Below are 13909 nucleotides of genomic sequence, written 5' to 3' on the forward strand. Positions count from 1 at the left end.
CTCTTGAATTAAATAATTTTGCTGATTAATTTAAGATCAAATAAATTGTACGTTTTTTGATTTATGACGGAAGTCTATTTATTGATGTATTGAAATCAAATGGCATTCAAATCAGTATGGATGGTAAAGGTCGATGGGTAGATAATGTAATGGTTGAACGATTATGGCGGAGCGTTAAATATGAAGAGGTGTATCTCAAAGCTTATAGCAGTGTCACAGATGCGAAAAAGCAATTGAGTGCATATTTTGAGTTTTATAATTTGAAACGACCTCATTCGAGTCTAGACATGAGAAGCACTGCTTCGCAAGGCTAAATGAGTTTTACTATGATCAGCTCCCCCAACAAAACAAGGTGGCTTAACTAGAGCGGAATATCACTTATAAATACGCTTTTAGTTGTTCAAATAAGTGGGACCACCTCTATATAGAAATATAGGTTTATTTTTTGTTTGTTTTTTTAATCAAAATTATGAAAAAACTATAACAGTAAGAGAAAATAATTTAATAAAAATGGTGTGCTTTTTTAATTTGGTGTGTTGTAACTAAATTTTCATATATATTTAACTAGACATTAATTATTCAATTCAAAAACTTTTCTTTAATCTGGCTTGGAGAATGGAATTGCTTGTTACCCGTTATAAGCCTTGGATCATGATCATACTACTGGTTTTAGCTGTCAGTTTTGCTACATATCGCTGGTGGCAAGGACCATTGTTACCTAGTTATGAAGTCGTATCTAGTCCATTGATTCAGACAGTTGTTGCTTCAGGACGGGTAGAGAAAGTATCTCGGACTCAGATTGGTAGTGAAATTACAGGGGTTGTTCTTGAGCGCTTGGTTCAAGAGGGAGATCGGGTCTCTCGAGGGGATGTTCTTTTAGTACTGAAATCTGATGAAATTTCAGCGCAAGTGCGGCAGGCAGAAGCTGAATTAAAAGAACTCGAAACCACTAGACGCCCGCAAGCAGAAGTTGATTTAGCGAATGCCAAAGTACAATTAGAACAGGCTCAAAGAGAGGCGTTACGCAGACGAAATACCGAATCAGGAATATTATCAGCAGAGGAAAGGGAGAAATCGATAGAGGCAGAAAGACTCGCCCGTAATAATTTGGAATCAGCTCGATTAAAAGTTGCTTCACTTGCCCCAAATAAAGTTGAAGAGACAAAATTACGCGAACGACTCGCTGCACTACAAGCGCAACTTGCCAAGACCAAAATTCGTGCAGAAGTTTCAGGTATTATTTTAACGCGTAATGTTGAGCCAGGGGATCTGGTACAACCGAGTCAGACTCTCTTCACTATTGCACTGGATGGTGCGACTGAAATACGAGTGCCATTTGATGAACGAAATTTACCACTGCTGGCTTTACAACAAAAAGCCGCAGTGATTGCAGATGCCTATCCAAATCAATCTTTTCCTGCCCATATTAATTTTATTGCTCCAAGTATTGATGCTCAACGTGGCACAGTAGACGTCCGATTAACAGTTGATCCAGTCCCAGGTTTTCTGCGTCAAGACATGACGGTATCGGTAAATGTTGAAACCAACAAGCGCGAGCGAACCTTGGTCATTCCAAATGATGCTTTAAGCAGTATAAGTGGCAACAAGGCTATGGTTATTTTAGTAAGAGATAGAAAAATTCAACGTCATCCTATCACACTGGGTTTACGTGGTTTGGTTATGTCTGAAGTTGTAGCTGGAGTGAAAGAAGGTGATCACGTCCTTACCGATGCAGAATCAGTGCTTAAAGATGGAACTCGTGTCCGAATAGAGAAAACTAAACGTGTTTTCCAGAGTCAAACGGATCAGAAAAATAGCAAAAATGAATTACCGGTGAAATTCGATTGAAAAACTTTTTTAGGCGACTTTGGACCGAGTGGACCATCGCAATCAGTTTTTTGCGAGAGGGTCGCACACAGTCGATGATGATTACCATTGGCGTCGCGGTGGGGGTAGCGGTCATTGTGTTCATTAGCGCCTTAATTCAGGGCTTACAATCGAATATTGTAGAAAGGACTTTAGGGACGCAGGCGCATATTCGTTTGCTTTCACCAGATGAGGTGAATCACATTGTGCCACCAGCAGCAGGAACACTTCAGTTGTTACAAGAAGATCAGCGTGCGCAACGCTTACGCTCTATTAATAATTGGCAGCAGATTACTGAGACTTTAGATCAGTTGCCCGTGTTGACGGCGGTTTCTCCTGTGATCTCTGGTCCTGCATTTGTACAGCGTGGAGAGGCGATTCAATCGGTTGCTTTGGTTGGTATCAATCTTGAACGTTATCAACAAATTATTCCGTTAAAGCAATATATGGTGAGTGGTGAATTACGGGTCAGTGCGGATAATGTATTAATTGGGCGTCAATTGGCCAAAGATTTGGGTGTGCAAGTCGGGAGCAAATTAAGGTTAGATACTGGGCAACAGAAAAATGCAGTGGTGAATATCTCTGGAATATTTGAACTGGGCGTGCGTGAATTGGATGCGCGCTATGTCTATCTGGATTTGAAACAGGCGCAATCTTTACTTAATTTGCCAGGTGGCGTGACCGTGATTGATCTGACGATTCAGGATATTTTTCAGGCGGATCAAATTGCCTCACAAGTTGGACGCCTGACAGGATTAAAAGCAGAAAGCTGGATTGAAACCAATGCTCAATTAATGAATGCGATTACCGCTCAAAGTCTTTCGACCAACATGATTATTGTTTTTGTAGGGATTTCAGTCGCTTTTGGCATTGCCAGTGTGATGTCGGTGAGTGTGGTGCAACGGACTCGGGAAATCGGTATTTTACGTGCGACGGGGGCGACACAAGCACAAATTTTAAGAGTTTTCTTGTTTCAGGGAGCAATTTTTGGTCTGCTTGGTTCGATGCTTGGTAGTGTAGTCAGTTATGGTTTGATCTGGGGATTTAATCAGTTTGGTCCCGGCTTGTTTTATATTTCGATTTCAATCAAGCTTATCTTGTCGGCATTATTCTTGGCGACAGTGACAGGTATTTTGGCTGCTGCAATACCATCCCGTCGGGCTGCTGCACTTGATCCTGTGGAGGCAATTCGTCATGTTTGATCCATCTCAGGAAGTACTGCGTTTAGAAGCATTGCGAAAGTCTTACAATGTTGGGCAGCCTAATGAAGTGGAGGTATTACATGGAATTGACCTGTGTATTCAACGGAATGACTTTGCTGCATTAATTGGTCCTTCTGGTTCAGGCAAAAGTACTTTACTGAATATTCTCGGCTTATTAGATCAGCCTAGTCGTGGTGAGTTGTACTTGTTGGGGCAGGCTACAAGCCGTATGGATGATACGGCTCGGACAGCATTACGAGGCAATAGTATAGGTTTTGTGTTTCAGTTCCATCATCTTATACAGGCTTTTACTGCCTTACATAATGTACTCATGCCATTAATGCTGAAGCAAGGTAAGCCAGATCAATCTGCGTTGCAATATGCCCATGAATTATTGGCCGCTGTAGGGTTAGATAAGTTCGCTGACCGTAAACCCAATGAGCTTTCTGGAGGGCAGCAGCAACGCGTAGCGATTGCACGTTCACTGATTACTCAGCCTGCACTATTGTTGGCCGATGAACCGACAGGTAATCTGGATACTCAAACTGCTGCGGAAATGTTTGAATTATTTCGTAAAGTACATCGCGAACATGACTGTGCAGTCTTATTGGTGACTCATGATCCTAGATTATCGGCGACCTGTGATCGAACCATTAATTTGGTGGATGGGAGAATTCAGAGTGATTCCAAACACGAGATGGAATGAGCCGGAATGTAGATCACTCTTCTGGTAAAAGCAGTTCAAAACATTGAGTAGACATCAAAATTCTAGCACGATATAAGAACAAACTTGTAAATCGATAAATTATAACCCTGTGTAATTTGAATAAAATATTTTTCAGATTTAGTTCACTAAATCTAATCTAGAGAAAAAATGAGTACAAGATTTTTCCATATTAAGAGTATTAAAAAAACAAAGGTTTACTGCTTCTGATCATTTCTTTTTGGCTGTACTAAGCGGATTAATTCGCACAATACAGCTCGTACAGCTTTTGCATCAAACTTAAGACCTTGGGATCACTCAGACGATAGAAAATCTGTTTACCCTCACGTCGTGTGCTGACCATGTCAGCCTTACGTAGGACAGTCAGTTGTTGTGAAAGTGTAGGTTGATGAATGTCAGTGGATTCTTCAATTTCCTGAACATTCATTTCCCCATCCACCAGGACACATAAGATTTTCAGGCGATCAGGATTGGCTAAAACTTTCAGGCATTGGCTGACGAAATCGACTTGAGAAAAATCAATTTTGGCATTTTCAGCAATCATATCCATAAATGTCCTCACAACTTTTGATGTAGCCCGTGCAGTTTACATAATTTACCATAAAACTGCTTGATTAATATTTTTTATTATATAATATAAAAAAGTATATTGTATAGAGATTGATTCATCATGCATGACTTCCTCATCGCATTTATTGGCGGCTTAATGCTCGGGCTTTCCGTGGTTGGCTATCTTTACGTCAATGGCCGTATTGCAGGAATCAGTGGTTTGATTGGGCAAGTATTAAACTCAAAATCCATGTTTAAAACACCTGCAATCTGGTTTTTATCAGGCTTGATTCTCACACCGTTTATTTATGGTCTATTTGTACAACCTGAAATCGAATTGAATGCCAGCCCACTGATGATGATTGTGGCAGGTCTACTGGTGGGTTTTGGGACACGTCTGGGTTCGGGTTGTACCAGTGGTCATGGAATTTGTGGCATCAGTCGCCTGTCTAAGCGTTCTATCATCGCGACCATGACTTTTATGTTTACAGGTTTTGTCACCGTTTATACTATCCGTCATATCACAGGAGCATTCTAAAATGAAAAATGTGTTTGCCTTTTTATTTGGTGCACTGTTCTCTGTGGGGCTGATGGTATCAGGCATGTCTAATCCGGAAAAAGTACTCGACTTTCTGGATCTGTTTGGTAATTGGGATGCCAGCCTGGCCTTTGTGATGATGGGCGCGATTGCGGTGGCCTTTATTCCTTTCCAGAAAGCAGTACGTGCAGCACAACCAAAAACGGTCTTCAATGAATCTATTGATTTACCCATAAATAATCAGATAGACAAGAAACTGATGACGGGTGCGGTTTTATTTGGTGCAGGTTGGGGTATTGCCGGCATCTGTCCGGCACCAAGTTTCACCTTGATCGGTTTGGGCCACTATCAAGTGCTCTATTTTATTGTAGCAATGCTGCTGGGTATATGGATTCACCGTAAATGGTCAGGAGCTTAACGATGTCAAACTTACCTATAGTAAAAGATTTTTTTCACGAAGATACCAATACCTTCAGTTATGTTGTACGTGATCCGGCGACCAAAGCCTGCGCCATTATTGATAGCGTTCTGGATTATGATCCGGCATCAGCAAGTACATCCACTATTCATGCCGATAAAATTATTGCCTATATTAAAGAGCAGGGTTTAACGGTTGAGTGGATTCTCGAAACCCATGTACATGCTGATCATCTGACTGCTGCACAATATCTCAAAGCTGAGTTAGGTGGCAAGATTGCTATGAGCCAGAAAATTGGCATTGTACAGGAAACCTTTGGTGCGATTTATCATCTGGATATTAAACAATGGAATGCCCAGCAGCTCTTTGATTATTTATTTGAAGATCATGAGTCGTTCCAAATCGGAACATTGAAAGCCTATAACATTCCAACACCGGGACATACGCCTGCTTGCCTGAGTTATGTCATGGGTGATGCCGTGTTTGTGGGTGATACCTTATTCATGCCAGATTATGGAACAGCGCGCTGTGATTTCCCGAAGGGAAGCGCATCAATCCTTTTTGATTCAATACAAAGTTTGTATCAACTGCCTGAGAAAACACGTGTATTTCTCTGCCATGATTATTTGCCAGAAAAGCGCGATACCTATATGTGTGAAACGGATATTCAGACTCAAAAAAATCAGAATATCCATATTCACGACGGCACGACCAAAGATGATTTTGTTGAAATGCGTAATAAGCGCGATGCGGGTTTAAGTATGCCCAAACTGATTTTACCTTCGATACAGATCAATATGAAAGCAGGACAATTCCCTGAACCCGAAGAGAATGGTGTTTCTTATTTAAAACTTCCACTGAATTACTTCAAATAGGCAAATTTTAAGATTAAACAACAAGTTTTGTTTAATTGGTTTGGTAATAGAGGGGGGGCACTAGCGATGTGGATGCTAATACTTGAAGGACTGGCCATCGGTGGTTTGCTTGGGTTAACCGGTGCTGGTGGTGGCATTCTGGCCGTACCCGCACTGATGGCAAGTCAAGGATGGACGGTCGCACAAGCTGCACCTGTTGGCTTGCTTGCAGTCACTTTATCTGCCTTGGTTGGAACATTTGAAGGCTTATTTAAGAAGATAGTACGCTATCGGGCTGCGCTTTGGATTGCACTGATTAGCATTCCTTCAGCACGTTATGGTGTGCATCTGGGAGGAATAATTTCTCCTGTATGGCTTACCTTAGCATTCAGTTTAGTCATGCTCGTGGTTGCTTACCGGATTTTTTTTAAAAAAGTGAATGACCATACAGGTGTGCTGTGTAAAGTTAACCAAACAACTGGTCGTCTGATTTGGAACATGAAAACTGCATTGTCTCTCGGTGCCATTGGTGTCGTGGCAGGTTTATTGACTGGTTTGCTTGGGGTAGGTGGGGGATTCGTGATTGTTCCAGTACTGAGTAAAGTAACTGATCTTGACATGCGCAGTATTGTTGCGACCTCGTTGATGATTATTTTCCTGATAGGTGGTGTCAGCATTTCAGCTCATATTTTTGATGGTTTTCAATACCCCGTTTCGGTCACGCTGACTTTCGTTTTAGCTTGCATGGCTGGGATGTTGATTGGTCGAAGTTTGATGCCTTTAGTTAAGAATAGTCAAATCCAAAAGGTTTTTGCCATAACTGTTATAAGCGTAGCATTTTATTTAATTTCTACAGTCATCATAACTTAATACAAGCAAGAGATTAGAGCCAAATTTAAAAACTGCATTTTAAAGACATGAATATTTAATCAGAGACCAGATTTCTAAAGATCGGAAGAGGTAAAGAGTAATGAAAACAGCAGAACAATTAATTTCAATGGCAAAAAACCGAATTCAAGAAGTGACGGTAGACGGCTTACTTGAAGTCATGAAAAACCATAAAACCATTTTGATTGATGTTCGGGAACCGGATGAATTTCAGGCGGCAGCGATAGACCGAGCCGTGAATTATCCTCGTGGTGTTTTAGAAATGAGAATTCACCAGCATCCTGTGGCGAGCCATCATTGCGATACCTTGCAAGCACTAGAATATCTTAAAGATCAGCCGATTTATTTGATTTGTGGGACGGGTGGCCGATCAGCTCTGGCTACAGATACTTTACAGAATATGGGATTTACTCAGGTGAAATCTGTTCAGGGTGGATTCCAAGCATGGCTAGAGCAGGGTTATCCAGTAGAGAAATAACTAGATTTCTATTTTAAGTCTAACTTAAGTTTATGGACATTCAAGTGAGAAAATCATGAAGTACAAAGAATTAACTCAAAATATTTCAGGCAGTTTAAAGACATTAGCGCAGGATTCTCCTGATTTAATGAAAAGTTTTAATCAATTGTCACAAGTTGCAATGCGAGATGGTGTTATTGATCCTAAAACAAAAGAACTGATTGCCTTAGCGATTGGTGTTGCAGCACGATGTGATGGATGTATAGGTTTTCATGTCAGAACCCTAGTCAAAATGGGAATGACATTGCAAGAATTAGAGGAAGTGCTTGGTGTTGCAGTTTATATGGGGGGCGGTCCTTCATTGATGTATGCCGCTAATGCATTGGAAGCATTTAAAGAATTCACAGCTTAATTTTTTCAATCATTGGGAAACGATATGAATCAGCACTGGGATAATCTTTATTCGCAAACACAGGATCTGTATGGCATTTCGCCCAATCATTTTATTCAACAGATAGCAGATCAGGTTCCAATTGTGGGAAAAACTCTTGCTATAGCAGAGGGTGAGGGGAGGAATATCCTTTATTTGACTAGGAGCAGTTTGTTAGATGAGGGATGTTCCTAATGTGAGTTGAGAATCAGAAAAGAAGCTTTAGCTTCTTAATTTAATTGACACCGTTTCAGAAATACCTAAATGGGAGGTTTTTGATTGATTCAGGAGCTTTTCTTATTTATTGGTACTTGTAGTTAATCATATATTCCATATTGCGTATATTCGAATATTCATATATAAAAGGCTGTCTGTTTAAGAGATTATACTCATGGATCAAATGCCAAAAGTTCAAATCTACCATAATCCTGCCTGTGGCACGTCTCGTAACACTTTGGCGCTTATTCGCAACACGGGGATCGAACCAGAAGTAATTGAATATCTGATTACGCCACCATCAAAAGATCAGCTGATTAAAATGATTCAGGACTCTGGTTTAAGTGTTCGTGATGTGTTACGCAAAAATGTAGATGCTTATACTGAACTTAATTTAGACGATGCGAACTGGACAAATGAGCAATTGCTTGATGCTATGCTTGAACATCCCATCCTGATTAACCGTCCTTTGGTCGTGACAGATTTGGGCACTCGTTTATGTCGCCCATCTGAAGTAGTGCTAGATATTCTACCTTTGCCGCAATTAAAAGCTTTCGCTAAAGAAGATGGTGAAGTCATCATTGATGAGCAAGGCAGACGCTTAAAATAAAAGGTGAAACCCATAACGCTGTTGGACTTTGTATCAGTGTAGAGCAGGAGATCTAAATGGAGAACATTGTCGCAATTTTTGCTTGGTTAAATGATGTTCTACTTAAAATGACCTGGCTCTCGGATGGTGTGCGCTGGTTCGTTGAAAATTTATTTGGTTTATCCGTTGCAACCCGATTGGGTGGTAGTGTCCATTTCTTTATTTATGATGTATTCAAGATCTTTATTCTGCTTTCAGTGTTGATCTATACATTATCTTATATTCAAAGCTATTTCCCTCCAGAACGTACTCGGCTGATTTTAGGTCGGATGACAGGAATCAAAGCCAATATCATGGGGGCATTACTCGGTACTATTACGCCATTTTGTTCATGTTCTTCGATTCCGTTGTTTATTGGTTTTACCCGTGCAGGACTTCCGGTAGGCGTCACTTTTTCCTTTCTGATTTCATCACCACTTGTTGACTTGGCTTCCATTATTTTATTGGCGAGTATCTTTAACTGGAAAATTGCATTGGTCTATGTGTTACTTGGATTAGTGCTGGCAGTCATCGGCGGGTCATTAATCAGCTACTTGAAAATGGAAAAGTATGTGGCTGAATTTGTGACTCATCATCAAACAATCTCAGGTGACGATGAAGATTTCAGCATGACTGCAAAAGAGCGGCGTACATTTGCTTGGGAACAGGTGACAAACATTTTTAGTAAGGTCTGGCTTTATGTCTTGATAGGTGTCGGGATTGGTGCGGCAATTCATAACTGGATTCCTGAGCAGTGGATTACTGCCTTACTTGGTCAGGAACACTGGTATTCCGTACTGATTGCCACGATTGTCGGAATGCCAATGTATGCGGATATCTTTGGCACCTTGCCGATTGCAGAAGCACTTGTGACTAAAGGCGTTGGCTTGGGGACGGTTTTAGCGTTTATGATGGCGGTCACCGCACTTTCTCTGCCATCGCTAATCTTGTTAAAACAAGTGGTGAAAACCCGTTTATTGAGCCTGTTTGTAGGGATCGTTTTTGTGGGAATCTTGATTGTTGGTTATAGCCTGAATAATTTGGGTTATTGGTTTTTATAAAAAGTGTGGAGAATAAAGATGCAAATTAAAGTTTTAGGAACAGGTTGTCGTAAATGCAAAGCCTTATTGGCTGCAACTGAAGAAGCAGTAAAAAGTACGGGTGTTCAGGCAGAAATTGAATATGTAACTGATATGATGCAAATTGCTGAAACAGGGTTGTTAAGTACGCCAGGTCTGATCATAGATAATCAAATCGTTTCAAGTGGCAAAGTTTTGGAACCACAAGCCATTGTGGAGTTGATTGAAAAAAATAAATAAGTGTATGTGGAAAACTGTAAAAAAGACCTGTGGCATAAGCCACGGGTCTTTTTTATTTGTGTCTTGAGATGTTAAGAAGTTGTAAATTTTTCCCTTTCTGGCAAGCATATACGGATATGGGTATACATTTATAATGAGTACTCTTTACTGAATATATGGATATGTGTATATTTGCATAATAGAATGGGAGCAGTTATGGACCACGTTCAGTTTTTTAAATGTTTATCTGATGAAACACGTCTCAGTATTGTCATGCTTATCGCAGAAAACGAAGAGCAATGTGTTTGTGATTTGACAGATAAACTCCAGTTAAGCCAACCAAAAATTTCACGGCATTTAGCCCTGTTAAGATCAAGTGGTTTGCTGAATGACCGTCGGCAAAAGCAGTGGGTGTATTACAGTCTTAACCCACAACTACCTGAATGGTGCTTTGAAATTCTGAATACACTTAAACGTAGCAATGTTCCCGTGTTATTTGATCCCTCAGCTCTATCGATTCAGAGCCATTGCGAGTAAGTTTTCATGAAATTTTTGTTTCTGTGCACGGGTAACAGTTGTCGCAGTATTCTTTCTGAAGTTCTGTTTAATAGTCGAGCGCCTGAAGGTTGGGTAGCTTATAGCGCTGGAAGTAAACCTTCTGGCCAAGTTCATCCGTTAACCATTCAGACTTTACAGAACCTGGGTTTGTCTACCGAAGGTTTGTCGAGTAAAACGATTGATGCCTGTGAACAGTATCAGCCCGATGTCGTCATCACCGTGTGTGATGCGGCAGCACAAGAAGCTTGTCCGTTGTATTTAGGAGGAGCAATCAAAGCACATTGGGGTCTATCTGATCCATCACATTTAGATTTGCCTGAACAAGAAAAATTACAGGCATTTTTAAGTACTGTAGAACATATCAACAAACGCTTAGATGCACTTTTTGCATTAGATACCCAACACATGAGCCGTCCTCAGCTTATTGCTGAAATCAATCAAATTTCCCATCTTTAAGCGAGCAGATCATGTCTAAACCAGGATTATCCTTTTTGGATCGTAACCTGACGCTATGGATTTTTGTGGCTATGGCATTGGGAGTTGCGATTGGGGTGGTATTTCCACAAGCATCCGTCGCATTGGATGCAATGAGTGTAAATTCAGTCAACTTGCCAATTGCGATTGGTTTGATTTTGATGATGTATCCACCATTAGCCAAAGTAGATTATGCAGCTTTGCCCAAAGTATTTCAGGATAAAAAAACATTAGCGCTCTCTCTGATTCAGAACTGGCTGATTGCGCCAGTGCTGATGTTTGTATTGGCGATAGTCTTCTTGAGTGATTACCCAGAATACATGACAGGTCTGATTCTGATTGGCTTGGCGCGTTGTATTGCCATGGTACTGATCTGGAATGGACTGGCATGCGGGGACAATCAATACGGTGCTGCATTGGTCGCATTTAACAGCATTTTTCAGATTCTGTTCTTTAGCAGTTATGCCTGGTTCTTCCTGACCTATCTGCCGCCATTTTTTGGGATAGAAGGGAATGTCATCAATGTTGATTTTTGGACCATTGCCAATGCTGTCCTTATCTACTTGGGGATTCCATTCCTGATGGGCTTCCTGACGCGTCTATCTTTAGTGAAAGCCAAAGGTCTGGACTGGTATCAAACGAGATTCCTGCCAAAAATTGGTCCACTCAGCTTATTGGCCTTGTTATTCACCATTGTAGCCATGTTTAGCTTGAAAGGCGGTGATGTAGTGAGTTTGCCAATGGATGTGTTGCGGATTGCAATTCCATTGACGCTTTACTTTGTCGTGATGTTCTTTGTCAGCTTTTTCATGAGTAAGTGGATGGGGAATGACTATCCCAAAACCACCGCAATTTCATTTACCGCAGCAGGTAACAATTTTGAGTTAGCGTTGGCCGTTGCGATTGCTACCTTTGGTTTGGCTTCACCAATTGCCTTTACTACGATTATTGGCCCATTGGTTGAAGTGCCCGTGCTGATTGCACTGGTTAGCGTATCCTTGTGGCTGAAGAAAAAATATTATCCAAATTCTTAAGAGGCAAAGATGACACTCCCTAATCTTGAATCTGATCTTTTACCGACACCAACTTTTGCGGAAGTGCAGGCTAAAGAACTAAGTCACCCACCACGTATCTTATTGCTATATGGCTCAAACAGAGAGCGTTCATATAGCCGCCTAGCTGTGATGGAAGCTGGGCGAATTCTTGAGCGTTTTGGTTGTGAGGTTAAAATCTTTCATCCCAAAGGTTTACCTTTACCTGAAGATGGTGATCTGGAACATCCAAAGGTTAAAGAGCTGCATGAATTGTTGGCTTGGTCTGAAGGCATGGTTTGGTGTTCGCCTGAGCGGCATGGTTCGATGAGCTCAATCTTCAAAGCACAGATTGATTGGATTCCACTTGCTGCAGGAGCAATTCGTGCTACGCAGGGTAAAACACTGGCTTTGATGCAGGTGAGCGGTGGATCACAGTCTTTTAACAGTGTAAACCAGATGCGAATTCTTGGGCGCTGGATGCGGATGATCACGATTCCAAATCAGTCTTCTGTTCCTAAAGCCTTTTTGGAGTTTGATGAGGAAGGACGGATGAAGCCTTCATCGCTATATGATCGTATTGTTGATGTAATGGAAGAGCTATACAAGTTTACTTTGCTGACTCGCGGTCAGAGTGCCTATTTGACCAACCGTTATTCGGAGCGAAAAGAATCGGCTGAAGAACTGTCTAAACGAGTCAATCAGCGTAATCTTTAAAGCTGATTCGTCATGGTGTGAGCAGGGTAACGGATGGCTCGATCGTTTGTTTAATCGTAAGCATCCGCTGAGCCCCACTTTTCTAACTCATTAATACCACGATAGTGTCCAATAAATTTTAAGAGGACACTATCGGAGTGCTATTTGGTCAGAAAACAGGAGTTCACAGGATACGTGAAACGTTATTTTGATTGTATCAGATGATGTTGAATTGGCGGGTAACGATCTTAAGTACAACAGGTCATCTAATGTCTAGATTGTCTTTTTTGATGCTTTAATCATAATGGCTGTCAATAAATAAAGAGTTTAAACCTGAGAATTAGAGCAATCCTGCTTATTTTTCCTTAAATTTTAAATCAATTTGATATTCGTCCTGAGTCACTTTGATTTTATAGTTTTTATATTTACGTTTACTTGGTGAAAGGGCAGAGTTAGTGACTTCTTTATGGAATTCGCTGTCAGACATAAAAAAAATAATACGCCTTATAGCCTAATAAGATCTTGTTAATTTTTTTATCTTTTTTCTCAGTGAACCGTACCGGGTTTGTCGCAGACTTTTTATTTAAGTTAGGCCACCTGACCTAACGGGTTAATCTTATCATAGTACATTGCTTCAAAATCAAAAGGTGATACATAACCCAGTGCACTGTGTACACGCTTTTTATTGAACAAATCTACCCAGTTTAGTGTCGCAAGCTGTACATCTGCTAAACCTTGCCAATCTGCTTTTAAATATTCAATCACCTCTGTTTTGTATAAGCCATTCACTGTTTCAACCAAAGCATTATCGTATGAATCACCAGTCGTACCGACTGATGCTCTTAAATTTGCTGCTTCTATTCAATGCTGCCTTATGATCAAATCACTATTTCGACTCGCTTTTCGTTTAGATTATTCAACAACAACGCACAGCTATATCAAAGAGTATTTGAGTGAGCAAAAAGAGATCAATAATAAGGCTTACAAGGAAAGTGTTCCTATTGGATTTGAGATTTTCTTATCCAAGATTGCTTCAGAACTTCAAGAAATATTGGATATTGAAGAGTCTGGCTTAGCAATTG

The 13909-nt window shown here is 40.7% G+C and carries 18 protein-coding genes and 3 pseudogenes; 18 read left to right on the forward strand and 3 right to left on the reverse strand.

Annotation, left to right across the window (positions count from 1 at the left end; translation table 11 throughout):
• Positions 1 to 74: 74 nt before the first annotated feature.
• The 4 genes and pseudogenes from NO346_RS13760 to NO346_RS13775 all read left to right on the forward strand — a co-directional run.
• Positions 75 to 361 (forward strand): annotated as a pseudogene (locus NO346_RS13760) (integrase core domain-containing protein); the annotation flags it as partial.
• Positions 362 to 621: 260 nt separating this feature from the next.
• Positions 622 to 1848, forward strand: coding sequence for an efflux RND transporter periplasmic adaptor subunit (locus tag NO346_RS13765; RefSeq protein ID WP_256415521.1), 1227 nt, complete (start codon positions 622 to 624; stop codon positions 1846 to 1848).
• Positions 1845 to 3068, forward strand: coding sequence for an ABC transporter permease (locus NO346_RS13770; RefSeq protein ID WP_256415515.1), 1224 nt, complete (start codon positions 1845 to 1847; stop codon positions 3066 to 3068). Before NO346_RS13765 ends, NO346_RS13770 begins: the two co-directional genes overlap by 4 nt.
• Positions 3061 to 3774 (forward strand): ABC transporter ATP-binding protein, encoded by a 714-nt coding sequence (locus tag NO346_RS13775; protein WP_004988501.1) that lies wholly within the window; start codon positions 3061 to 3063, stop codon positions 3772 to 3774. The genes NO346_RS13770 and NO346_RS13775 overlap by 8 nt, the downstream gene beginning before the upstream one ends.
• 256 nt (positions 3775 to 4030) lie before the next feature.
• Here NO346_RS13775 and NO346_RS13780 read toward each other — a convergent pair whose 3' ends face one another.
• The gene (locus tag NO346_RS13780; protein WP_004984482.1) at positions 4031 to 4342 is read right to left on the reverse strand and encodes a metalloregulator ArsR/SmtB family transcription factor; all 312 of its coding nucleotides are present in this window, start codon (positions 4340 to 4342) and stop codon (positions 4031 to 4033) included.
• A 120-nt stretch (positions 4343 to 4462) separates the two neighbouring features.
• Here NO346_RS13780 and NO346_RS13785 point away from each other — a divergent pair, with 120 nt between their 5' ends.
• The 13 genes from NO346_RS13785 (at position 4463) to arsH (ending at position 12848) form a co-directional block, all read left to right on the forward strand.
• A complete protein-coding gene (locus NO346_RS13785) occupies positions 4463 to 4879 on the forward strand; it encodes a YeeE/YedE family protein (RefSeq protein WP_004988500.1) in 417 nt (138 codons plus the stop codon).
• Position 4880: 1 nt separating this feature from the next.
• On the forward strand, positions 4881 to 5297 hold the full coding sequence (locus NO346_RS13790; protein WP_256415516.1) for a DUF6691 family protein: 417 nt from the start codon (positions 4881 to 4883) through the stop codon (positions 5295 to 5297).
• Between the two features lie 2 nt (positions 5298 to 5299).
• Positions 5300 to 6172 (forward strand): MBL fold metallo-hydrolase, encoded by an 873-nt coding sequence (locus NO346_RS13795; protein ID WP_004988496.1) that lies wholly within the window; start codon positions 5300 to 5302, stop codon positions 6170 to 6172.
• Between the two features lie 66 nt (positions 6173 to 6238).
• Complete coding sequence (locus NO346_RS13800) at positions 6239 to 7021, forward strand: sulfite exporter TauE/SafE family protein (RefSeq protein WP_256415517.1); 783 nt, start codon at positions 6239 to 6241, stop codon at positions 7019 to 7021.
• A gap of 100 nt (positions 7022 to 7121) precedes the next feature.
• The gene (locus tag NO346_RS13805; protein WP_256415518.1) at positions 7122 to 7517 is read left to right on the forward strand and encodes a rhodanese-like domain-containing protein; all 396 of its coding nucleotides are present in this window, start codon (positions 7122 to 7124) and stop codon (positions 7515 to 7517) included.
• A gap of 55 nt (positions 7518 to 7572) precedes the next feature.
• Positions 7573 to 7908 (forward strand): carboxymuconolactone decarboxylase family protein, encoded by a 336-nt coding sequence (locus tag NO346_RS13810; RefSeq protein WP_004988488.1) that lies wholly within the window; start codon positions 7573 to 7575, stop codon positions 7906 to 7908.
• 409 nt (positions 7909 to 8317) lie between these two features.
• On the forward strand, positions 8318 to 8752 hold the full coding sequence (gene arsC / locus NO346_RS13815; RefSeq protein ID WP_004988483.1) for an arsenate reductase (glutaredoxin): 435 nt from the start codon (positions 8318 to 8320) through the stop codon (positions 8750 to 8752).
• Between the two features lie 56 nt (positions 8753 to 8808).
• Positions 8809 to 9831 (forward strand): permease, encoded by a 1023-nt coding sequence (locus tag NO346_RS13820; RefSeq protein WP_256415519.1) that lies wholly within the window; start codon positions 8809 to 8811, stop codon positions 9829 to 9831.
• An 18-nt stretch (positions 9832 to 9849) separates the two neighbouring features.
• Positions 9850 to 10089 carry a thioredoxin family protein gene (locus NO346_RS13825; RefSeq protein ID WP_004988479.1) on the forward strand — a complete coding sequence of 80 codons (240 nt, stop codon included), beginning with the start codon at positions 9850 to 9852 and terminating at the stop codon, positions 10087 to 10089.
• Positions 10090 to 10284: 195 nt separating this feature from the next.
• A complete protein-coding gene (locus NO346_RS13830) occupies positions 10285 to 10605 on the forward strand; it encodes a metalloregulator ArsR/SmtB family transcription factor (RefSeq protein ID WP_004988477.1) in 321 nt (106 codons plus the stop codon).
• Between the two features lie 6 nt (positions 10606 to 10611).
• On the forward strand, positions 10612 to 11082 hold the full coding sequence (locus NO346_RS13835; protein ID WP_106986395.1) for an arsenate reductase ArsC: 471 nt from the start codon (positions 10612 to 10614) through the stop codon (positions 11080 to 11082).
• 11 nt (positions 11083 to 11093) lie between these two features.
• Entirely contained in the window at positions 11094 to 12134 is a 1041-nt protein-coding gene (arsB, locus tag NO346_RS13840; RefSeq protein WP_120366219.1) for an ACR3 family arsenite efflux transporter, read from the forward strand.
• Between the two features lie 9 nt (positions 12135 to 12143).
• Positions 12144 to 12848, forward strand: coding sequence for an arsenical resistance protein ArsH (arsH, locus tag NO346_RS13845; RefSeq protein WP_106986394.1), 705 nt, complete (start codon positions 12144 to 12146; stop codon positions 12846 to 12848).
• A 334-nt stretch (positions 12849 to 13182) separates the two neighbouring features.
• Here arsH and NO346_RS13850 read toward each other — a convergent pair.
• Both NO346_RS13850 and NO346_RS13855 read right to left on the reverse strand, forming a co-directional pair.
• Positions 13183 to 13363 (reverse strand): annotated as a pseudogene (locus tag NO346_RS13850) (hypothetical protein); the annotation flags it as partial.
• A gap of 52 nt (positions 13364 to 13415) precedes the next feature.
• Positions 13416 to 13688: pseudogene (locus NO346_RS13855) on the reverse strand (integrase core domain-containing protein); the annotation flags it as partial.
• 13 nt (positions 13689 to 13701) lie between these two features.
• Here NO346_RS13855 and NO346_RS13860 point away from each other — a divergent pair.
• Positions 13702 to 13909, forward strand: a 208-nt coding sequence (locus NO346_RS13860) for a hypothetical protein (protein ID WP_256415520.1), incomplete at its 3' end; no start/stop codon positions are given.

Source organism: Acinetobacter sp. 5862, assembly GCF_024494585.1.
In the GTDB taxonomy this organism is placed as follows: domain Bacteria; phylum Pseudomonadota; class Gammaproteobacteria; order Pseudomonadales; family Moraxellaceae; genus Acinetobacter.